Origin of the sequence: Haloferax denitrificans ATCC 35960 (assembly GCF_000337795.1) — an archaeon.
GTDB lineage: Archaea > Halobacteriota > Halobacteria > Halobacteriales > Haloferacaceae > Haloferax > Haloferax denitrificans.
On record NZ_AOLP01000018.1, the window covers coordinates 1 to 22,371 of the forward strand.

General features: G+C 67.3%; 17 protein-coding genes and 1 tRNA gene. 14 read left to right on the forward strand and 4 right to left on the reverse strand.

All coding sequences use genetic code 11. The features are described 5' to 3' along the window. Positions 1-222 precede the first annotated feature (222 nt). Positions 223-783 (forward strand): TATA-box-binding protein, encoded by a 561-nt coding sequence (locus C438_RS15100; protein ID WP_004970502.1) that lies wholly within the window; start codon positions 223-225, stop codon positions 781-783. 84 nt (positions 784-867) lie between these two features. Then, positions 868-1,650, forward strand: a complete 783-nt coding sequence (locus C438_RS15105; RefSeq protein WP_239640699.1) for a helix-turn-helix transcriptional regulator — start codon at positions 868-870, stop codon at positions 1,648-1,650. Positions 1,651-1,820: 170 nt separating this feature from the next. On the opposite strand, the gene C438_RS15110 is transcribed toward C438_RS15105, so the two are convergent. After that, a complete protein-coding gene (locus tag C438_RS15110) occupies positions 1,821-3,026 on the reverse strand; it encodes a Cdc6/Cdc18 family protein (protein ID WP_004970504.1) in 1,206 nt (401 codons plus the stop codon). 1,265 nt (positions 3,027-4,291) lie between these two features. On the opposite strand from C438_RS15110, the gene C438_RS15115 reads away from it, so the two are divergent. From C438_RS15115 to C438_RS15125, 3 genes are all read left to right on the forward strand, one after another. Beyond that, positions 4,292-4,774, forward strand: a complete 483-nt coding sequence (locus C438_RS15115; protein ID WP_004970505.1) for a hypothetical protein — start codon at positions 4,292-4,294, stop codon at positions 4,772-4,774. A gap of 171 nt (positions 4,775-4,945) precedes the next feature. Continuing rightward, positions 4,946-7,066 carry a DEAD/DEAH box helicase gene (locus C438_RS15120; RefSeq protein WP_004970506.1) on the forward strand — a complete coding sequence of 707 codons (2,121 nt, stop codon included), beginning with the start codon at positions 4,946-4,948 and terminating at the stop codon, positions 7,064-7,066. A gap of 74 nt (positions 7,067-7,140) precedes the next feature. Beyond that, a tRNA-Tyr gene (locus tag C438_RS15125) sits at positions 7,141-7,214 on the forward strand. Positions 7,215-7,394: 180 nt separating this feature from the next. Here C438_RS15125 and C438_RS15130 read toward each other — a convergent pair. Next, the gene (locus C438_RS15130) at positions 7,395-7,772 is read right to left on the reverse strand and encodes a 2Fe-2S iron-sulfur cluster-binding protein (protein WP_004970508.1); all 378 of its coding nucleotides are present in this window, start codon (positions 7,770-7,772) and stop codon (positions 7,395-7,397) included. A 170-nt stretch (positions 7,773-7,942) separates the two neighbouring features. On the opposite strand from C438_RS15130, the gene C438_RS15135 reads away from it, so the two are divergent. From C438_RS15135 to C438_RS15170, 8 genes are all read left to right on the forward strand, one after another. Next, positions 7,943-8,221 carry a hypothetical protein gene (locus tag C438_RS15135; RefSeq protein ID WP_004970509.1) on the forward strand — a complete coding sequence of 93 codons (279 nt, stop codon included), beginning with the start codon at positions 7,943-7,945 and terminating at the stop codon, positions 8,219-8,221. A gap of 91 nt (positions 8,222-8,312) precedes the next feature. Then, positions 8,313-8,696, forward strand: a complete 384-nt coding sequence (locus C438_RS15140) for an acyl-CoA thioesterase (protein WP_004970511.1) — start codon at positions 8,313-8,315, stop codon at positions 8,694-8,696. Positions 8,697-8,814: 118 nt separating this feature from the next. Continuing rightward, positions 8,815-9,291 (forward strand): 6-pyruvoyl trahydropterin synthase family protein, encoded by a 477-nt coding sequence (locus tag C438_RS15145; protein ID WP_004970513.1) that lies wholly within the window; start codon positions 8,815-8,817, stop codon positions 9,289-9,291. Then, positions 9,291-10,064 (forward strand): 7-carboxy-7-deazaguanine synthase QueE, encoded by a 774-nt coding sequence (locus C438_RS15150; protein WP_004970515.1) that lies wholly within the window; start codon positions 9,291-9,293, stop codon positions 10,062-10,064. Before C438_RS15145 ends, C438_RS15150 begins: the two co-directional genes overlap by 1 nt. 60 nt (positions 10,065-10,124) lie before the next feature. Next, complete coding sequence (gene queC, locus C438_RS15155) at positions 10,125-10,865, forward strand: 7-cyano-7-deazaguanine synthase QueC (protein ID WP_004970517.1); 741 nt, start codon at positions 10,125-10,127, stop codon at positions 10,863-10,865. Positions 10,866-10,961: 96 nt separating this feature from the next. Next, positions 10,962-11,714: a class I SAM-dependent methyltransferase gene (locus C438_RS15160; RefSeq protein ID WP_004970520.1), complete on the forward strand. Its 753-nt coding sequence runs from the start codon at positions 10,962-10,964 to the stop codon at positions 11,712-11,714. A gap of 74 nt (positions 11,715-11,788) precedes the next feature. Beyond that, entirely contained in the window at positions 11,789-12,670 is an 882-nt protein-coding gene (locus C438_RS15165) for a DMT family transporter (protein ID WP_004970522.1), read from the forward strand. 119 nt (positions 12,671-12,789) lie between these two features. Further along, the gene (locus C438_RS15170) at positions 12,790-14,925 is read left to right on the forward strand and encodes a hybrid sensor histidine kinase/response regulator (RefSeq protein ID WP_004970524.1); all 2,136 of its coding nucleotides are present in this window, start codon (positions 12,790-12,792) and stop codon (positions 14,923-14,925) included. A 51-nt stretch (positions 14,926-14,976) separates the two neighbouring features. Here the strand turns inward: C438_RS15170 and C438_RS15175 are convergent, their stop codons facing one another. Together C438_RS15175 and C438_RS15180 are read right to left on the reverse strand one after the other, a co-directional pair. After that, complete coding sequence (locus C438_RS15175; RefSeq protein WP_004970526.1) at positions 14,977-15,462, reverse strand: SRPBCC family protein; 486 nt, start codon at positions 15,460-15,462, stop codon at positions 14,977-14,979. Between the two features lie 114 nt (positions 15,463-15,576). After that, positions 15,577-20,112 carry a glycoside hydrolase family 15 protein gene (locus tag C438_RS15180; RefSeq protein ID WP_004970529.1) on the reverse strand — a complete coding sequence of 1,512 codons (4,536 nt, stop codon included), beginning with the start codon at positions 20,110-20,112 and terminating at the stop codon, positions 15,577-15,579. Positions 20,113-20,286: 174 nt separating this feature from the next. On the opposite strand from C438_RS15180, the gene malA reads away from it, so the two are divergent. Continuing rightward, positions 20,287-22,326, forward strand: a complete 2,040-nt coding sequence (gene malA, locus C438_RS15185) for an alpha-amylase MalA (RefSeq protein ID WP_275039885.1) — start codon at positions 20,287-20,289, stop codon at positions 22,324-22,326. Positions 22,327-22,371 lie beyond the last annotated feature (45 nt).

Here is a 22,371-nt window from a genome sequence, read left to right on the forward strand (position 1 = left end):
CCGGGGATACATTTAACCTCGTTGATTTAGTGGCTCTGTGAGAAAAATAGACACGAGGCGTGCCATAACTTCACGCGCGGTCAGTTGTGACATCAATTCGGTCGAGCGAGAAATCAATGTATTAGTTTCGCGCGCGTACGAAGCGTGGATAGAATCGACCCGTTGAAGTCGGTTTATAACGGGTCGCTTTATAAGGCCGGAGGTACGATTCACGTGCGAGCAATGAGTGGGCCGGCAGACTCCATCGAGATTCAGAACGTAGTCGCATCGACCGGGATCGGTCAGGAGCTCGACCTCGAAGCCCTCGCCGACGACCTCCCCGGTGCAGATTTCAACCCGGACAACTTCCCGGGCCTCGTCTATCGCACCCAGGACCCGAAAGCCGCTGCGCTCATCTTCCGTTCGGGGAAGATCGTGTGCACGGGTGCAAAGAGTATCGACGACGTGCACGACGCACTCGGCATTATCTTCGACAAGCTCCGCGAGCTTCAGATTCCCGTCGACGACGAGCCAGAGATAACCGTCCAGAACATCGTCTCCAGCGCCGACCTCGGACACAACCTGAACCTGAACGCGCTGGCTATCGGTCTCGGACTCGAAGACGTCGAGTACGAACCCGAGCAGTTCCCCGGTCTCGTCTACCGGATGGACGAGCCGAAAGTCGTCATCCTGCTTTTCGGTTCCGGAAAAATCGTTATCACCGGCGGAAAGCGGACGGACGACGCGGAAACCGCCGTCGAAGAGATCGTCGAGCGCATCGACGCGCTCGGCCTTCTCGGATAGGCGCTTCCGAACCATCGATTTTTCGCCGCGTCGCAGGTGCGAACACCCATAAGTGTAAAATGCCGGATAGTCTAACGGAAGGACATGAGTGCGCGGGAGGACGTGGCGTTTCTCGTGGGGTCACAGAGCAGGGAGGCGATTCTTCGAGCCTTGGCGGTCGAACCACGCCGACCGACAGAGCTCGCGGAACGCTGTGACTGCGCCCGAGAGACGGCACAGCGGACACTCGCGGGGTTCTGTGACCGCGGATGGGCGAAGAAGGCCGATGGGTTGTATCACCTCACACCGGGGGGGACGATCGTCCACGAGCAGTACGAGCGGTTCACCGAGGCGGTCGAATGCGCCGACCGGATGAGCGAGTTTCTGGCGGACGCCGCAGAGATCTGTGAGGACGCTCCGCCCGGTGTCCTCGGTCAGATGAACATCACGACCGCCGCGGACAACGACCCGCACGCGCCGCTTAACAGATATCTGACTATCGTCGGAAACGAGCCGGTCGACCGCTTCCGCGGTGTCGCGCCCATCGTGAGTCGCGTGTTCAACGAATCGGCCGAGGCGGTGCTGGGGGAGAACACCCGGATGGAACTCATCGTCGACCGCGGAGTCCTCGAACGGTCGATAGACGCCTATCCGGACTCCTTCGAGCGCGCGCGGGAGCTCGACCAGTTCGAGCTTCGAATCGCGGAGGAGAGCCTCGATTTCGGACTGCTGGTGGTCGACGGCCACGGCATCGTCTCCGCCTACGACGAACACAACAACCTGACGGCCCTCGTGGACGGCGACGCGCCGGAGGTCGTCTCGTGGGTCGAAAGCCTGTACGAATCGGTCAGGTCGACGTCGGTCCCGGTCGACCGACTCGAACCGTGAGTCTTCGCCGTGAGAATCGTGACCGGGGCGGTCACGCGTGAATATTCCGGTCACGTGTCATTGCAATAAACTATAAGAGGCCGCTCTACGGAGGTACGCCTGCGGTGGTACAGCGTTCCCGCTAGCCGGTTCGGTCCTCACACGCCCCGGTCGAGATTCCGATTCTCCAATCAGGTGTCCGTGTTCTCGATGAGGACGTCCCTCACCACGTCCGGATCTTCGAGAAGTTGGTGCTTGGTGTAGCTTCCTTCCGCGCTCCCGCCGCTGTGTTTCGACTGTTCGATGATGTCGAGAAAGGCGTGTTCTTTCAGGAGGTCTCGAACCCGCCGGAGTGACAGGCTATCGGAGCCCTGCTGTCGGCAGATGTTCTCGTAGACCTCGTAGACGCGGCTCGTTCGGAAGCCGTCTTGCTTTTCGTTCGAAAGCGAGAGGATAGCAAGCGCCTGCAAGACGTAGCGAGAGTGCGGTGTCGACCCGCGAATCAGCTCGCGGAAGCGGTCGGTCTCCGCGCGCTGACGCGCCTGCGTGACGAAGTTCTCCTTGACGGTACTCGCTCCCATCGACTGTGCGATTTCCCCCGCGTACCGTAAGATGTCGATCGCTTTCCGCGCGTCACCGTGTTCGCGGGCGGCGAGCGCCGCGGCCCGCGGAATGGTCGAGGGGTCTAACACGCCGTCGCGGAACGCGTCGCTCCGGGCGTCCATGATGTCGCGGAGCTGGTTCGCGTCGTACGGCGGGAAGACGAACTCGCGCTCGCAGAGGCTGGATTTCACCCGCTCGTCCATCCGGTCTTTGTACTGTATCTTGTTGCTGATACCGATGACACCGAGCTTACAGCCGGCGATTTTCCCTGCTTCACCGGCCCGCGAGAGTTGCATGAGGATATCGTCGTCGCTCAGTTTATCGATCTCGTCGAGGATGATGAGAACCACGTCGTACAGCGCGTCGAGGATGCGCCACAGCCGCTTGTAGTACGTCGACGTCGAAAGCCCCTTGTCGGGGACTTTAATCCCGGTAACCGCGGTGTCGTTGACGCTGTCGGCGATAGTCTGGACGGCCTGCGTTTCGGTCGTGTCCTGCGCGCAGTCCACGTAGGCGAACGTCGCTTTCACCCCCTCTTCTTCGGCCGTCTCGACGAGGCGCTGGGAGACGTACTTCGCACAGAGCGACTTCCCTGTCCCCGTCTTCCCGTAGATGAGGACGTTGCTCGGGCTCTGTCCGAAGATGGCGGGGTTCACCGCGGTCGCGAGATCCGAAATCTCGTCGTCGCGACCGACGATGCGACCCTCACCCGGGAGGTGGTTAATCTCCAACAACTCCTTGTTGGCGAAGATGGGGTCCTCTCGGGTGAAGAGGTCGTCGCTGGCGTTAGGCATGTTCGCAACACACCACGTTTCCGGTGAAAGGACTTACCATTCGACCCAGCACACACACACCACGTTTCCGGTGAACGGCTCCGAACCCCGGTCGTCGGTCCACACGAAACGGAGGTTTCAGTTCACCGGAAACACGGTGTGGGGGTTCTTCCCTGACCGCACGGAAACAGACTGCCCAGCTTTTGCCCCCGGGCAAAAACGAGGAGAGAGCGTCCGAAAGCGACGAGGCGAACGATATTCACACCTCTGACAGACCCGTAGTCACCACAGTAGAGTCAAGAACGGCCGACGACACGGCCGGTTCCGAGAATCAACGAGTCGCCCGGAAACACTCGACTGAGACGACCTGTTCCGGTCGAACAGTACTCGAGTTTCGAGTACTTTTTATCTTCACGAGTGTATCAATGGTCGGTAACACAAATAAACTATTTAATTGTTGTTATACGTGCTGTTCTAACCACCGACGAGAGCCGAGTTGCCGTTCGACGCCCACTGACGGCCCGGCATGCTAACTCACCGGAAACGTGGTGTCTCACATCGGTTCCGTAACCCGTGGCAGAAACCTCTGGAGAGTAGCTACGACGACTGTTTTCACCGGAAACGTGGTGTGTTCGTTATAAGTGGACCGATTCGGCTGTATCCGGGGCGCACGGGAACGGTTCGAGTCGTCAGACTCGCTTTCGGCCTCGGCTCCCACCGTCAGCCACTCACCAGTTCACCGGAAACGTGGTGTTCGCGTGACTCCGTCCTTGCGAGCCACGTGCGAACTGACGGCTCCGTCGGTCGGTGCTACTCCCCGTTCCCTCACGCCGCATTTCACCGGAAACGTGGTGTCTGTCAGCGTTGCAACGTTCTTCGGCGAGTCGGCTCGCGGCGACGGCTTGCGGGACTACGTTCTCCGCTTGCCACTCTCGCACCGAGTCGGGTGATTCTCTCCCGAACGTCTCGCGCTAATTCACCGGAAACGTGGTGTCTCTGCCCGTCTCACCCGGACTCGCGATTCACCGGAAGCGAGGTGTGGGTCACCCGCGGTAACGACTCGCTGGGCAGTCTCCTCGTTCACCGGAAACGTGGTGTGCGTGCGACTCACGTGCATCCGGCTGTTCACGCATATCCGACTGTTCACACCCGAGCGTCCACGCCTCATCGCCACGCTCCGATACATCCGCGCCCGAGACGGCCTCGCGTCACAACGTTCACTCGCGACGGACTGTTTCGTTCCCGTGGCGTCAATGCAATTACCCAGGGGGACGAATCAGTGACGTATGCGTGCGCTCAGTCGCGTGTGGGTGCGCCTCGGCGAGGCCGTGTTCGACCGCGGTGACGACGAGGAATGGTCCCTCGAACGCTCCCGTACGACGGAGACGCGGTGGTCGCGTTCGGGAGAGCGAGTCGACTGCTTTCGGTTCGACGACGGCTACGTGACCACTGTCCACTACGAAGACCGAGAGGTCACGTGGCAGTTGACGCCGGGACAGGTCCCACTCGCGAGCGCGCTCGCGATGGCGAAACTCTACCTCGAACACGAACTGACGCCCCAGACCGACCCGGAGGGGCGACCGTTCGTGGGCCTCACCGAGCGAGGCCCGGTTCAGGTCTTCGAGGAGATACCCTCGGAACCGGTCGAGTACGTCTACCTCGACGGCGTTCGGACCCTCGAAGAGTTCCCCGAGTTCCTCACCGTCGACGACGACTTCCGAGCCGTCTTCGACCGGATGGCCCCGGCGCGGTCGAGTACGTCTCGATAACGTCGGGTCGACGCAGAACCGCTTCGACGAAATCGAGTCGCGTCTTCTCGCCCCCCGTTCGCTCCCGTCGAACCCCAACTGCTCTCACCCGTGACGAGCGGGTTCTCCCGTCCGTCTCACGGACTCCCGGTGTCGCAAGCCGTTTCCCCGTCGCGGCCGTACCCGCGTTCGATGACTGCCGAGGACGAGGACCCGGGTCCTCCCGACGGAGACGGCGACGGGACCGGCACGTCCCGAGACGTACTCGACCGGTTGGCCGATGCGACCGACGTATCCGATACTCCCGACGTATCTGACGTGGCCGACGTGTCCAGCGTGTCCGACGCGTCCCTTCCTGACGCGCCCCCGGCCGACGCGAACCAACCGAGCGACGCGGCTGACGGCGTCTCGCTCGCGTCGTTCTACGGGGCGCTCGAATCCGAGGGTCGCCCCGTCGCGACCGCCCAGCAGGTCGCCCGCCGTCTCGGGGTCTCGCAGGCGGACGCGATGGACGGACTCGACGCCCTCGCCGACGCGGGGCGGGTCCAGCGGGTGAACGTCGAGACCGACCCGGTCGTCTGGTACCCCACCGAGTGGGGCGAACTCGCTTCGCGCGAGCGGGTCGTCCTCTTCCCGAAGCGCCGCGAGGTCGTCGTCGACAATCCCACCCAGTACACGCGGGCGCGGCTCTCGCAGTTCGCGCACCTCGTCGACACCACCGGCGACCGCGAGGGTCGAGGCCGAGGCTACCTCTATCGAATCCGACAGGAAGACGTGTGGCAGGCCCCCTTCGACGACGTCGAGTCACTGCTCTCGATGCTCCGGTCGGTCCTTCCCGAGCGGTCGCCGCACCTCGAAGCGTGGGTCGAAGACCAGTGGAAGCGCGCCCACCAGTTCCGGCTCTACTCTCACGAGGAGGGATACACCGTGCTCGAAGCCGCCACCGAGAGTCTGATGGGCAACGTCGCGCTCCAGAAACTCGACGACGACCACGTCTACGCGCCCATCTCGGACACGGAGGCGTGGGTCAGAGACGAGGAAATCGCGGCGATAAAGCGCATCCTCTACGACGCGGGCTACCCCGTCGAGGACGACCGCGACCTCGAAGAGGGCGAGGAACTCGACGTCACGCTCGGCGTCGACCTCCGCGACTACCAGCGTGACTGGGTCGACCGATTCGTCGACCAGCGCGCCGGCGTCCTCGTGGGACCGCCCGGCGCGGGGAAGACAATCGCCGGCATCGGCGCGCTCGCCGCGGTCGGCGGCGAGACGCTGATTCTCGTTCCGAGCCGCGAACTCGCCCGCCAGTGGCGCGAGGAACTGCTCTCGACGACCGACCTCGACGAGGACCAAATCGGCGAGTACCACGGCGGCGCGAAGGAGATTCGCCCCGTCACCATCGCCACCTACCAGACCGCCGGGATGGACCGCCACCGCTCGCTTTTCGACTCGCGCCGCTGGGGGCTCATCATCTACGACGAGGCCCACCACATCCCGAGTCGCGTCTTCCAGCGGAGCGCCGACCTCCAGTCCAAACACCGCCTCGGGCTGTCGGCGACGCCCATCCGCGAGGACGACAAAGAGGCCGAGATTTTCACGCTCATCGGCCCGCCCATCGGCACCGACTGGGGGAAGCTCTTCGACGCCGGCTACGTTCAGGAGCCCGAAGTCGAGATTCGCTACGTGGAGTGGGGAAGCGACATGGCCAGAAACGAATGGGCCTCCAGCGACGGCCGCGAGCGGCACATGCTCGCCGCGATGAACCCCGGCAAGATATTCGAGATCCGTCGGCTCCGCGCCCGCCACGCCGACTCGAAGACGCTCGTCTTCGTCGACTATCTCGACCAGGGCGAGGCGATTTCCGAGGCGCTCGACGTGCCGTTCGTCAGCGGCGAGACCCGCCACCACCGCCGCGAGGCGTACTTCGAGGCGTTCCGCACCGGCGACCTCGACACGCTCGTCATCTCCCGCATCGGCGACGAGGGAATCGACCTCCCGAACGCCGGACTCGCAATCGTCGCCTCCGGCCTCGGCGGCTCTCGCCGGCAGGGCTCTCAGCGCGCCGGCCGAACCATGCGCCCGACGGGGAGCGCGCTCGTCTACGTGCTCGCCACCCGCGGGACCAGCGAGGAGGACTTCGCCCAGCGTCAGATGCAACACCTCGCCGGGAAGGGCATCCGCGTCCGGGAGACGAGCTCTGACGACCTCGACACCGAGTCGAACGGTGGCGACACCGACGCCGAGGGCGACGAGTCGGACGACTCCGAGTCAACATCTCCAGACGACTCCGAGTCGGCGACGACAGACGAGTAATCACCCCGTCGTCGGGCGCTTCGCCGCCCGGAATGAGAATTCTTAAGTCTACCCGTAGATTGAGATTCTCTTGACCGCTCTTAGCTCAGCCTGGCAGAGCAGCCGACTGTAGATCGGCTTGTCCCCCGTTCAAATCGGGGAGAGCGGACTGAACTTCAACACCCGCGAGCGTAGCGAGCGGTGTTGAATGTGAAGGACTCCTCGACCCGATTTGAGCAGCGAGCAACGCGAAGCGTTGCGAGTGAGTTCAAATCGGGGAGAGCGGATTCTCTCAACGTTGCAACTCAGAGAGCGGACCGTCTTCGCTCGCATTGGCTGATTCACTCCGCTACTCCCGACCGCCCCACACCACCTTCTCGACCAGTTCGACGGTCATCGGTTCGTCGACGCGAACCTGACAGGAGAGCCGCGGGTAGCCGAACCGCGCCGCGAGGCCGTCGTGCCAGTGGTCGGGCGTCGGCTCGCCCGAGCGAACCCGGACGCCGCACGTCGCACAGAGCCCGCGACCGCCGCAGTTCACTCGCTTCGTGAGCCGCGCGTACGGCGAGAGTCCGGCGTCGAGAAGCGCGTCGCGGAGGACGGTCCCGCGTTCGACGTCGAGGTCGGTGACGCGGTCGCTGTCGGTGTTGACGTCGCGGACGCGAACCGTGACGGTCGAGTCGGCCGGGTCGCACTCGGTTCGAGGTCGGGACTCGCGGTCGCTCATCGGTCGGTCGTTCGGGGCGACTCGATATGGGCGTACCCCTCGGGCGGGTCCCTCGTCCAGTCACCTCACCCACCCCTCACTCGCGGCTCTCCCGTCAGCTATGTAGAGTCCATACTCGAAGATATCAGTATTATAACGGCTTATGACGGGAGAATTCGTAGGTGAGCGTGATGGTGACCCTCGCGTCAGCGCCGGTGTTGGTGAACGTCCGCGTCGAGATGAACGACCACGAGACGATGACGGTGGAACTGCACGAGACGAACGAAACGCGCCACCTCGTCGCCTACGAGTCCGAGCGCATCCGCGACGCGCTCGCATCGCTTCCCGAGGGCGCTCGCGTCCCCGTCGAGATGGTGCGCGCCGGCTCGCGCTCGAACGTCTGGAAAGCCGTCGCGCTCCACGGTCGCCGGACGCTCCCCACCGACCAGTCGGCGCGGACGGCCAATTGAGCCGTCCGCGGTCCCCTCGCTGAACTCTCTCCCCGCGTTCGCCGGAGGCAAACCGTCGGTGCTATACTGCTCGCCCGTGTCACGAACTGCCATGAGCTTCGTCGCCGAGGTGGAAGTCCGGTTCCGCGACCACGACTCGCTCGGACACGTGAACAACGCCGTCTACGCGACCTACTGCGAACAGGCCCGCGTCCGCTTCTTCGAGGAGGTGATGGACACGCCGCTTTCGGACGCGAACTTCGTCGTCGCGCACCTCGAACTCGACTACCGCGCGCCCATCGAGGGCGTCGGCACCGTCGAGGTTGAAGTCGAGGCCGGCGAGCCGGGCGGAACGAGCTTCCCGCTCACTTACACGCTCTCTTACGAGGGCGAAGTCGTCGCCACCGGCGAGACGGTCCAGGTCGCCTTGGACGACGAGGGTCGCCCGACGCGCGTCCCCGACCAGTGGCGCGAGGCAATCGCCGACCAACCGTAGCGCCCGGCCGTCGCCCGCGTCGCGTTGTTTCTCGGAGCGGTTCGGAACTGCATCTCCGGCCATTCGACCGACAGAGCCGAGACAGGACAGTTAAATGCTCCCGTGATAATCCTCGAATATGCCTCGGGGAACACTAGAACACGAACAGTCGGCGGACGCCGACGACGAGACCCCGCTGTCCCGAGCAGGCGAGCGCGTCCTCCACATCGGTCGCGACCGGCCGATTCGCATCAGCTCCGGACACCGCCTCCTCCACCACGACGGCAAGTGTAGCCGCCCACATGGGCACAACTACGAGATTTCGGTCCGCGTCGTCGGCGACCTGACCGACGAGGGCTGGGTCGTCGACAAGGGCGTCGTCACCGACGTCATCGACGAGTGGGACCACCGATTTCTCGTCGAGTCGGGCGACCCGCTCGTCGAGGCGTTCGAGCGCTCCGGCGACGCCGACGGGACGGTCGTCCTCGACGCGCCGCCGACGGCCGAGGTGATGGCGGTCGTCCTCGAAGAGAAACTGCTCGCGGCGCTCCCCGACACCGTCTCCGAGGTCTCGGTCTCGGTCAGCGAAACGTCGGAGCTCTGCGCCGGCTTCTGATGCCCGTCTCCGACACCGTCGCCCGCGACGACACCGACGCCGAGGGCGACCGCCTCCCGATAAACGAGCTGTTCGCGTCGCTCCAGGGCGAGGGCAAGCTCGCCGGCGTCCCGAGCACGTTCGTCCGCACCAGCGGCTGTAACCTCCGCTGTTGGTTCTGCGACTCGTTTCACACCTCGTGGGAGCCGACGCACGCGTGGATGACCCTCGACGAAATCGTCGCCGAAGTCGAGTCGCTTTCTCCCGAGCACGTGGTCGTCACCGGCGGCGAACCACTCGTCCACGACGAGACCGACGCGCTCCTGTCGGCGCTCGCCGACGACTACCACCTGACCGTCGAGACGAACGGGACGCTCGACACGGACGCGCCGGTCGACCTCGCGAGCGTCAGCCCCAAACTCGCGTCGTCGACGCCGACGCCCGAGAACGCGCCGGCCGACGTTGACCCCGGCGTCTGGACCGCGCGCCACGAGGACGCCCGCGTCGACCTCGACGCGCTCGCCTCGCTGGTCGAACACGCGGCGGAGTTCCAACTGAAGTTCGTCGTCACCGGCCGCGACGACCTCGACGAAATCGAGTCGCTCGTCGCCGACGTGCGCGGCGTCGCCGACCGCGAGGTACGCGACAGCGACGTGTTGCTCATGCCCGAGGGACAGACCCGCGAGCAACTCGCCCGGACCCGGACCGAGGTGGCCGACCTCGCCGCGTCGTTCGGCTACCGCTACACGCCGCGACTCCACGTCGACCTCTGGAACGACGCGCCCGAGACCTGAGTACCGCCGAAAACACTCTGAACGCACTCCGAACGCATCCCGAACCATTCCACGACAACGATGACTACCGATATCGATACCGAATCCACGTCCGACGAGAAGCGCGCCGTCGTCCTCCTCTCCGGCGGCATGGACAGCGCGACGGCCGCCTACGAGGCCAAAGAACGCGGCTACGAACTCTACGCGCTCCACACCTCCTACGGCCAGAAGACCGAGTCGAAGGAGTTCGACTGTGCCCGCGCGCTCGCCGACGAACTCGACGCTCGGGACTTCCTTCACATCGAGACGAGCCACCTGAAGCAGATCGGTGCGTCGTCGCTCACCGACGACTCGATGGCCGTCGCCGACGCCGACATGGACGCCGACGACATCCCGACCTCGTACGTCCCCTTCCGCAACGCCAACCTCCTGTCGATGGCCGTCTCGTACGCCGAGGCGAACGACTGCGACGCCGTCTTCGTCGGCGCGCACTCCGAGGACTACTCGGGCTACCCCGACTGCCGACCCGAGTTCTTCGACGCCTTCGAGGCGATGGTCGACGTCGGCACGAAACCCGACACGACCATCTCGCTGGAAGTCCCGTTCGTCCACGACTCGAAGACCGATATCGCCCGCCGCGGCCTCGAACTCGGCGTCCCCTTCGAGCACACGTGGTCCTGTTACCGCGCCGAGGAACCGGCCTGCGGCACCTGCGACTCCTGTGCGTTCCGCCTGCAGGCGTTCCAGAATCTCGGCGAGCGCGACCCGATTCCGTACGCCGAGCGCCCGGAGTACGCGGACGCGGACGTGGACGCGCCGTAGCGTCCTTCTGCCCGCCGCCGCGCGGATAGCACCTCGCCCGCGTTCCGACCTGTCTCCTCGCGCCCCTTTTTCACCGACCTGCGCGAACCCCGCGTCATGAGCGACGAGAAACGCCGAACCGCCGCCCAGTTCGGAAGCGCCGCGGAGTCGTACTTCGACAGCGAGGTCCACCGCCTCGGCGAGGACCGCGAGACGCTCGCGTCGTGGTGCCGCGGCGCGACCCGCGCGCTCGACGTGGCGACGGGGGCCGGCCACACCGCGGGCGCGATAGCCGACGTCGGCGTCTCCTCGGTCGTCGCGGCCGACGCCGCCCCCGAGATGGTCGCCACCGCGGTCCGCGAGTACCCCGTCGCGGGCGTCGTCGCCGACGCCGAGCGCCTCCCCTTCGCGGACGACTCCTTCGATGCGGCCGCCTGCCGCATCGCCGCCCACCACTTCCCCGACCCCGAGTCGTTCGTCGCCGAAGTCGCGCGCGTCCTCGAACCCGGCGGCGTCTTCGCCTTCGAGGACAACGTCGCGCCCGAGGACGCCGCCCTCGCCGAGTTCCTCAACGGCGTCGAGGTGCTCCGCGACCCGACCCACGTCGAACTCCACCCGATTTCCCGGTGGCGCGAGTGGTTCGAGGCCGCGGGGCTGTCGGTCGAGGCGGTCGAGACCGCCGCGATACGCCTCCAGTTCGACCCGTGGACCGAGCGGACGAACGTCTCGCCCGAGGACCGAGACGAACTCGAACGCCGCTTCCGCGGGGCGTCCGAGGCGGCGAAAGCGCGGTTCGACGTGGAGTTCGACGGCGACTCCGTCGTCTCGTTCGCCAATCCGAAGGCGCTGATTCGAGCCCGGAAGGAGTAGTAGGGGAGCCGGCTGGTCGCCTCGACCCCCCGAGACCCACAAACGGTAAGCGGACCCCCCCACGACGTGGAGGTGTGTCAACGTCCGACTCCGACGCCCCCATCTCGCCGCTCGCGGGCCTCGGCATCGCGGTCCTCGCGGTCAGCACGAGCGCCATCCTCGTCCGCTGGAGCGCCGCGCCGAGCCTGATAAAGGCCTTTTACCGGGTTCTGTTCACCGTGGCTCTGCTCGCACCGGTCGCGCTCGTCCGCCATCGCGACGCGCTGGCGACGATTTCGGGGCGGGACCTGCTGGCGGCCGGGGGCGCGGGCGTCGCGCTCGCGGCCCACTTCGCGTCGTGGTTCGAGAGCCTCAACCACACGACGGTCGCCGCGAGCGTCACGCTCGTGCAGTCCCAACCGCTTTTCGTCGCCGTCGGCGCGTGGGCCGTCCTCGACGAGCGCGTGAGCCGCCGCACCGCCGTCGGCATCGGCGTCGCGCTCGCGGGCATGGCGCTCATGTCCGTCTCCGACTTCCTCACCGCCGGCGGCGCGCCGCGCCCGCTTCTCGGAAACGGGCTCGCCGTCGTCGGAGCCGTGACCGCGGCCGCCTACGTCCTCACGGGCCGGAGCGTTCGAAGCAGGGTCGCGCTCGTCCCCTACGTGGTCGTCGTCTACGCGGTCTGCGCCGCCGCGCTCCTCGTCGTCGCCGTCGGCCGGGGCGACCCGCTGACGGGCTATCCGCCCCGCGAGTGGCTCCTGTTTCTCGGGATGGCGGTCGGACCGGGCGTCTTCGGCCACACCGTCATCAACTGGGCGCTCGCCCACCTCGAATCGAGCGTCGTCTCCGTCTCGCTCCTCGGCGAACCCGTCGGCAGTACGATACTCGCGCTCTTTCTCCTCGGTGAGATTCCCACGCTTCCGACGGTCCTTGGCGGGGCGGTCGTCCTTGGCGGAATCTACGTCAGCGCGTCTTGAGCGGCGCTCCTGAATCGGATAGCCCCGGTTCAGAACACCGGAGTCGAGCTCTCAGATTTAGTTATCGGTGGTGATAACCGCGTCACAACGCTCATTACGGTGAGCGGTCGCTACATCGTATGGACGATGGGTCGGGGGCCGACGTACGCGTCCTCCACGTCGACGACGAACCCAGTCTGACGGACCTCGTATCGATTTACCTCGAACGCGAGGCCGGCGACGTCGACCTGTCGGTATCGACGTCGAACTCGGGGGCCGACGCCCTCGAACGACTCCGACAGGAACGGGTCGACTGCGTCGTCTCGGACTACGACATGCCCGACGTCGACGGGCTGGAGTTCCTCCGCGCGGTCCGTTCCGAACACCCCGACCTCCCTTTCATCCTCTTTACCGGCAAAGGCTCCGAGGAGGTCGCCCGCGACGCCTTCCGCGTCGGCGCGACCGACTACATGCAGAAAGACACCGGCACCGACCAGTACACGGTCCTCGCCAACCGCGTCGTCAACGCCGTCTCGCAGTACCGCGCGAAGGCGGCCTCCGAGCGCTACGGAACCGCCATCGAGGTGCTCGACAGCGGCGTCTACTCGCTCGACTCGTCGGGGTGCTTCACCTCCGCCGACGGCGTCTTCTGCGAACTCACCGGCTACGACCGCGAGGCCGTTATCGGTCGGGAGTTCGCCGACCTCGCCGCCGAGTCCGACGACGAGATTCGCGCCGCCTTCGAGCGGGTCATCGCCCCGGACGCCCCCGACACGGAGCGCTTCGAGACGGTGCTGTCGCCCGGCCCGGCGTACCCGCACGACGACGACCTCCTCTGTGAGGGCCACCTCGCGCTCCGCCCCACCGAGGACGACGACCCCGCCGTCATCGGGACGCTACAGGACGTGACCGAGCGTCGCCGCCGGCGGAACCGACTGCGCTACGAGACGCGCCTGAAAGACGCCGTCTTGGACACCTCCACGTCGCTGATGAGCGCCGAGACCGACGAAATCGGCACGAAAATCGAGTGGACGCTCCAGTCGGTCGGCGAGGTGGCCGACCTCGACCGCTGTTCGGTCTACCTCTACGACGACGAGACGAACGTCGCCGCCCGGATGCACGACTGGCGCGGCGGCGACCGTTGCGAGCACCCCGAGCGCGTCGCCCTCGAAGACGCCCGCTGGTTGCTCGAACGACTCCACCGCTTCGAGAACGTCCGCCTCCATCGCGTTTCGGACCTCCCGCCCGATGCGTCGGACACGAAGCGCGTGCTCACCGACGTCGAGACCGGCGGCTTCGTCGCCGTACCGATGGTGTCGAAGTGGGCGCTCGTCGGCTTCGTCGTCTTCGACGTGGTCGAGACGAGTCGCTCGTGGACCGACACCGAAGTCGATCTACTTCGCTCTGTCGGGAACAACATCACGCACACGTTGGCCCGCCAGCGACGCGAGCGCGAGCTCCAGCGGCAGAACGACCGCCTCGAAGAGTTCGCGTCGGTCGTCTCCCACGACCTCCGGAACCCGCTCAACGTCGCCAAGGGCTTTGTCGAACTCGCCCGCGAGGAAGAGGACGTGGCCTACCTCGGCCGCGCGCTCGACGGCGTCACCCGGATGGACACGCTCCTCAACGACGTGCTCACACTCGCCAGACAGGGCCGAACGGTCGGCGAGACGCACTCTATCGCCATCGAGGACGTCGCCGAGCGGGCGTGGAAGGCGGTCGACACCGGCGACGACGCGGTGTTCATCATCGAGGACGGCCTCGGGTCCACGCAGGCCGACCAAGGGCGGCTCCAACAGGCGTTCGAGAACCTGTTTCGGAATGCGGTGGAACACGGCGCCCCCTGTCGCGACCCCGGGGACGCCTCGGCAGACGGCGCGTCGGAGAGAGCGGCGGGCGCGTCCGACGCGGCCACCACCGACGGCTCTCCTGCGGATTCGTCGGGTACAGAGCCCGCGACTCACGAGTCGGCGGCGACGAGCGCGTCCGACGAACTCATCGTTCGCGTCGGCCCCACCGAGACCGGCTTCTACGTCGCCGACGACGGCCCCGGCATCCCGGCCGACGAGCGCGACGCCGTCTTCGAACACGGGCACACGACCTCCGCGTCCGGCACGGGCTTCGGGCTCTCTATCGTCGAGAGCATCGTCGAGGCCCACGGCTGGGACATCGAGGTGACCGCCCCGGAACCCGACCTCGGCGGCGCGCGCTTCGAGTTCGACATCGGCGGCGTCCGCTCCGAGGTCGAACCGCGATTTTCGCTCAGCGACGACTGAGCCGTCGCCGCTCCCGCCGTCGCTCTCTCCGGCGCTCCCGCCGACCCGTCGCTACCTTTCTTCTAGTAGGCGCTTCGTCTCGGCGTGTCGCCCGCGGAACATCCCCTCGAAGCCGACGCCGCCGAAGACGCCCGCGAGGTCGCCGAGCGGGCCGAACGGGAGTTCGTACTCCACGCGGTCTTCGAGTACCGTCTCGTCGCCGTCGGCGACAAAGCGGTGAGTGTGGACCCACCGCGGGAAGGGGCCGCCGACCATGTCGTCGCGGAACCACGCCGTTCCCTCGCCCGCCTCGCGGTCGAGGATGCGCGAGGTCCACCGCTGGCGCGGGCCGACGCCGAACGGCCGCATCGACATCTCGATTTCCGTTCCGGCCACGAACTCGTCGGGGTCGGCCTCGCCGTCGGGGCCGCGGACCGACTCGATTTCGAGGTTCATCCACGCCGGGGTGAGCGCCTCCAGCCCGGACACCTCGGAGTGGAACTCCCAGACGCGTTCGAGCGGGGCGGCGATACGGGTTCGACGCTGGTAGACCGGCATACCTGACCCTTCGGCCGGAGACGGAAAAGCGGTGCTGGCGGAACGGGTCGAAAACAGAAGCGAACCGCCGACCCCGCCCCGGGCGGCGCTCGGCGGCCGGTCGGTCGCGCCGTCTCAGAGCGTGAACCGCGAGACGGTCGTGCCGGCTTTCGTCAGGTCCTCGTGGGTCGCCGCGGCGACGGTCACCTGATTTTCGCCGTACTCGATGGCGACCTCGACCTCGAACGATTCGCCGTCGGGCTCGACGAGTCGGGTCTCGCCGGGCGTCTTGACCGCGACGACGGCGGCGTCGGTCTGCCCCGAGACGACGAGTTTGTCGCCCTTGAAGCGCGTGCTCACGCGGAGTGACGGCCCGTCGGGGCGGTCGGACTCGACGTACCGCTCGCGGAGGAACGCGGGCGTCTCGACTGGTTCGCCGGCGTCGACGCCGTGGGCGAGGCGGACGTACTGGGCCATCGACCACGCGAGCGGCGTCGCACTGCCGGTGCCCTCGCCGAACTCCCAGTTGAAGTCGGTCGCGTGTTCGCGGTCCCAGACCTGCTCTGCGAGCATGCGGCCGGAGTTGGCGAAGGCGGCCATCGTCCGAAGCAGGTTGTCCGGCGCGAGGTCGCCCTCCTCGGTTCCCGCGAGGAGTTCGTACTCGCCGCGCTCGCCGGTGAAGATGGGCCACAGGCGGCCTTTGCCCTTGGCGTCGACCGACCACGGCGCGCCCTCCTCGTCACGCTCGCGCTCGCCGTAGCCGTCGCCGTTGTACCGGTAGAACGCCGGGCCGTGGGGCGTGTCGACGCGGATGGTCTCGTCGACTTCCTTCACCGAGTTCCGGATTATCTCGTCGTCGGCGGGCTTGATGCCGAGGCGGGTCAGTTCGAGGAAGCCCGCGTCGATGATTTCGCGCTCGTCGAGCGTCGGCCCGTTGTTCGCGAGCGTCCGCAGGTGCCCGGCGTCGGGTTCGCCGTCGCGGGTGATGCGGACGTAGTACGGCGTGTGGGTGTTGCGGTCGGTGCCGGTCCGCGTGGCGGTCCAGTCGTCGACGCGCTCGGTCCAGTCGTCGGCCAGCGCCAGCCAGACGAGCGCGTCCTCGGGGTGGCCCTCGTCGAGCGCGATGGCCGCCGCACAGCCGAGGCCGGCGATTTCGGCCGCGATGGACGACGGCGAGTAGCCGGCTTCCTCTTCCCAACGCTCCTGTGCGGTCGGCGGCCCGTTCCGCGCGACGTAGTCCGCGGAGTGCTTGACGTTCTCGTAGCCGTAGCCCACGTCGTCGAAGGTGACGCCGCGCTCGTGGAGCATGTACGCCATCACCTGCGGGAACGAGATGTTGTCCATCTGCTCGCCGCCCCAGCGGGTCCGCCCGTTGAGGTAGGTGTTCTGCGGGATGAAGCCGCGGTCGTCCTGCTGGTAGGTGTAGATGTACTCCAGCGCGTCGATGGCCGTCTCGACGTCGCCGACGGCCTCGAAGACGGTGAACACCTGATAGAGGTCGCGCGACCAGACGAAGTTGTAGCCGTACCCCTTCGGCTCCTCGGCGGCGACGGCCTCGCCCCACGGGACCGACGGCGAGGCGAGCCCCGCGCCGAGGTAGGTCTTGTCCTCGACCGCCCGCAGGCTCATGAGCGCGGTCTTGTACTGCGCGGCGAGGTCGTCGTCGCCGGCGACGGAGCCGGGGAGTTCCTTGTCGGCGAGGAAGTCGGCCCACGAGTCGACGTAGGCCGACCGGGCCGTCTCGTAGCCGCGGGTGAGCGCCCCGGCCGCCTCGCCGAGCGCGGCGGCGGTGTCGGCGTGTTCGGCGAAGCCGAGCGCCAGCGTCTCGCCGAGTTCGTCGCCCGTGCCGATGCGCCCGACGAGCACGACGTTCTCGTCGTCGACGCGCTCTTGGGCGCTCGGGAGCGCGCCCTTCGAGAAGAAGTCCGCGAGGTACCGCGAGCCGGCGACGCCGACGGTCGCCCACTCGAAGCGGCCGGCGGCGGTGAGCGCGATGGCGACGCTGTACTCCCTGCCGTCCTGGTCGATGAGGAGCGGTTCGTGGCCGTCGCCGGCGTCGAACGCGCCCGCGTCGCGGGCGACGAGGTGGTAGCTCCCGAGTTGGCCGAGGCGGATGCCGCGGTCTTTCGTCCCCGTGTTCGCCAGCGCCGTGTCGGCGATGGTGTACAGCTCGTAGTCGTCGCCGTCGATGGACTCGAACTGCACGTCGGCGAGCATCGCGTCGTGTTCGGGGTCGAGGACGTACTCGACGGTGAGCTCCCACTCGTGGCCGCGGCCGTCGCCCGTCTCGGTGACGACGTGCCGGAAGACGAGCGCGTCGTCGTCGACGATTTCGGCCCGGCGCTCGACCGTGTCGGCGTGGTCGTCGCGGCGGGTCTCGTTGTGGGTCCGCGCGGTGTACTCGTCGTCCGGGTCGGCGTCGACGACGAGGAAGTCGAGCGTCCGGAGGTTCATCAGGTCGACCCGCGGGAAGCGGACCTCGGTCAGCGCGCCCTCGGTCAGGGTGAACCAGACGCGCGAGGGGTCGTCGGCGTAGTGGTCCGCGACGGTGCCGATGCCGTACTTCTCGCCGGTCGTCCACCGTGGCCGGTTCTCCGGCCCGGTCGGCGCGGGTTTCGGCGCGGGGAGCGCGTCGATGTCGGCGAGGATGGCGGTCGTCTCCATGCGAATCGCGTGGGGCCACCCCAGCGGCGTCGCGCTGTCGAAGCGCCCGTCGTCGAACACCTGCTCTGCGAGGTAGCCCGCGCCGGTCGTGAAGGGACCGTCGGGCTGGAGCAGTTCGTAGAGGTTCGTCGCGCGCTCGACGAAGCGGCGGCCGTCCTTCCCGAGGCGGTCACAGAGGACGCCGAACTTCGCGGCGGCGTTCGCGCCCCACGCGGTCGAGACGGACCAGACCTTCTCGCCGTCCTGCCCGTCGGCGCGCCAGTAGTCCTCTTCGAACCGGACCAATCCGGCCACGTCGCCGCGGGGGTTCCGATAGAGCCCCTTCAGCGTCGCGGCCATGTGCTTGACGAGCCGGTCGGCGGTCTTCGAGTCGACCTCCCCGACGTCGGCGTAGGCGTCGACGGCGTCGACGAGGGCGAACGTGGACGAGTCGAGGCGGTCGTCGAGGCCGCCGTTCCCGTCGATTCGGAGGGCGTACACCTCTCGCTCGTCGGACCAGAGCTCGCCGAGCCCCTCGTACACCGCGGTCGCCTGCTCGGCGGCGTGCTCGCGGAGGTCGTCGTTCACGGGCGCGGTGGCGACCGTGGCGTACGCCTGGAGGAACGTCGCGGTCGTGTGCGTGAACCGGCCGCTCATGTTCTCCCACGCGTTCTGACAGGGCTTCGGGAGCCCGTCGGATTCGAGACTGCTATCGAGTCCGGAGACGCCCGCCGCGACGGTCGAGCGGATGCGCCCGACGAGTTCGTCGTCGAGTTCGTCGCGGCGCTCGGCGAGGAGCGACGCGAGCGCGGCGACGACGCTCGCCGTCTGGTCGGCCTGATACTCCTCGTCGCCGGTGCCCTCGACGCGGCCGTGCGCCCAGCCCGGAGCGACGGTCCCGTCGACCGCCCAGACGCGGTGGGGCCACGTGCCGTCTTCGAGTTGCGTCTCGCAGTAGAACGCCGCGCTCGTCGCGAGGCGGTCGCCGAGGCCGAGGCCGAAGGCGTCGTCTGCGTGCGCGAGCGCCTGCGTGACCTCGGCGTCGTCGCGGAACCACGTGTAGCCGTAGCCGCCGGAGTGGGCGTAGAACGGGTCGAACTCGGGGCCGGCGATTCGCGCGCCGCTGGGGGCGGTCAGAAGCGACAGCGCCCGGAGGTCGGCGCGGACGATTCGCTCGCGCGGCGTCCCGTCGGGGACGGACACCTCGGCCTGCTCGCGGGCGGCCCCCCGGAGCGCGTCCGCGGTCGCGTGCTGGACCGAACAGTGTCGGAGGTCGGCGAGGGCGTCGGTCCGCGCCATCTCGTTGTGGTCAGAAAGCTGGGTGACGAGCGTCGTTCGCGCGGCGCGGCCCTCCTGTTCGAGCGGGGCGCTGACGACCACGTCGCCCGAGAGGTGGGTGTCCTCGTAGCGGTCGAGGACGGCCTCCCGCGGGAAGTCGAAGCTGTCGTCGGAGAGAATCTCGTCGAACCGCTCGGGAATCTGGCCCCGAACGTCGGTGAGACCGGTCGACGCGGTGACGTAGTCGTGTTCGTTTCGGTGGAACACCTCGACCGCCTGGGTGTCGTTCGGGCCGCCGGCCTCGTGGATGAGCCGGCCGACCCGCGTCTCTCGACCCTCGGGGGCGAAGGTGAGAAACGCCGTCAGGTGGGCGTCGGTGGGAATCGCACCGCGGAGTTCGACGTGCGTCACGTGGGCGCGGCCGAGCGTCAGGTCGTACTGGTGGACGGTGTACTCCCCGGCGTCGTACTCGGTCTCGACGAGGCTCGTCTCCCGGTAGTAGTGCTGTCGCACGGACTCCAGTTCGTCGAACCAGTGTGTCTCACCGTCCGTCTCGATGCCGAACCGAGAGCGGTCGATGCCGTAGAGGCCCGAAAGCGAAGCAGAGTAGTCCCGGAGGGAGCCGTCGAGGCCGACGTAGACGAGTCGGTCCCCGTGACCCGAAAACGCGCCGTCCGAGGTCTGACACTCCTCTGGGAAGCGTCCGCCCCGGTCGCGTTTGTATTCGTTTAACGCGGTCCGAAGTCGCATAGAGGTAGACGAGGGTCCCGAACCATAAGTATTGGCCGCCCGTTTGCCATCATTTATGCCTGTAGACCGACGAATTCGGCAGACGCCGTGGCGACTCGGTAGAACCCGTCTCTCACCGGAACGCCGGTCACATCAGGGGTAAACTCAAAGTCACCCGGCACGTTGATTGTGAGTATGCAACACCCAGGACCGCCGCAGTTCATGGCTGTCGGCGAGTCAGTACAACTCGCGCCTCGCGACCCGGACCCCGACGCGGACTACTCGTGGCGGGTTCGGAGCGCGCCGGTCGCCAGTAGCCTCGAACTCGACGAAGACACCGCAGTCGTGCAGTTCACGCCCGACGCGGCCGGGCGGTACGTCGTCGAACTCGACGCGCCCGACGTGACGTACACGCTCACCGTCCGCGTCTTCCCCGGTTCCTACCTGCCCGCCGGCTCGGTCAGAAGCGGCGCGAGCGGGATGAGCGGGATGAGCGGCTACAGCGGACAGAGCGGCTCCGCGCGCCCGACGGGGTTCAGCGGCGGCGCGTCCGGCTCCGGAAGCGGCGCCGGCGACGCCCAGCGGGGACGGGGCGGTCGGCCGCGCATCAGGCTCGACGCGACCGTCGAGGACGGCGTCGTCGTCGTCCGCGCCGACCCGCACCCGAACCCCGACAGCGACACCGACCGCGACGACCTCGTGGTCGAGTTCGTCGTCGACGACCGCGACGAGGTGGACGACGCGGCCGTCGAGACCGACGGCTGGGAGCTCCGCGTCCCGCTTTCGGCGATTGGCGACCGGCTCCGCGTCCACGCCGTCGCCCTCGACGAGACGTACAGCGTCCCCGACACCGTGACCGTCGAACGCGAGGCCATCGCCGACGGCGGGGTCGCCGAGGCGGAGACGGAGGCGGTACGGGCCGACGTGACGGGCCACACTGACGGCTCCGGCGCGCAGGAGGCGTCCGTCTCCGTCTCCCGGCCGAACGACCCGCCGCAGTGGGCCCAAGAGGTGACGCTCTACGAGATTTACGTCCGCGGCTACGCCTCGGACGTCGAGGACGCCGACAACACCTTCGAGGCGCTCGAAACGCGGCTCGACTACCTCGAATCGCTCGGCGTCGACTGCCTGTGGCTCACGCCCGTTCTGGAGAACGACCACGCGCCCCACGGCTACAACATCGTGGACTTCTACGACGTCGCCGAGGACCTCGGCACCCGCGAGGACTACGAGCGGTTCGTCGACGCCGCCCACGACCGCGGCATGAAGGTGCTTTTCGACCTCGTGCTCAACCACTCCGCGCGCGCCCACCCCTTCTTCGAGGACGCCTACAAGAACCCCGAATCCGAGTACTACGACTGGTACGAGTGGCAGGAAAACGGCGAGCCGGGCACCTACTTCGACTGGGAGTACATCGCCAACTTCGACCACCGAAACCTCGAAGTCCGGCGCTACCTGCTCGACGCGGTGGACATGTGGGCCGAGGTGGTCGACGGCTTTCGTTGCGACATGGCGTGGGCCGTCCCCGACACGTTCTGGCAGGAGATTCGCGACCGCGTGAAGGCGAAAGACCCCGAGTTCCTGCTTCTGGACGAGACCATCCCCTACATCGCCGACTTCCACGAGGGGATGTTCGACATGCACTTCGACACGACGCTGTACTTCACCCTTCGGCAGGTCGGCCGCGGCGACGAACCCGCAGAGCGCGTCCTCGACGCCATCGAACAGCGGACGCAGGTCGGCTTCCCGGACCACGCGTCGTTCATGCTCTACCTCGAAAACCACGACGAGACGCGCTACATCGTCGAGTGCGGCGAGGACGAGGCGCTGGCCGCCGCGGGCGCGCTGTTTACGCTCCCCGGCGTGCCGATGGTCTACGGCGGGCAGGAAATCGGCCAGCGCGGCCGCCGCGACGCCCTCGCGTGGGACCACGCCCGCGACGACGTCCGCGAGCACTACGAGCGGCTCATCGAGGTCCGCGACGAGACGCCCGCGCTCCGGTACGACGGGACGTTCCGCCGCATCGACTACGAGGCCGACTCCGACCGCGCGGTCGCGTTCGTCCGCGACCACGACGACGGCTCGTACCTCTGTGCGCTCAACTTCGCGCCCGGCGCGACCACGGTCGACGTCGGCGACCTCGCCGTCGACGCGACCGACGTGGTCTCCGGCGACTCGGTCGCCGCCGAGGGCGGCGTCCGCGTCGACGACGTGGTCGTCTGCCCGCTCGCGTAACGCCTCGCGCGTCCCGTTTCACGTTCGCGCGGTCTCCGACTTCGC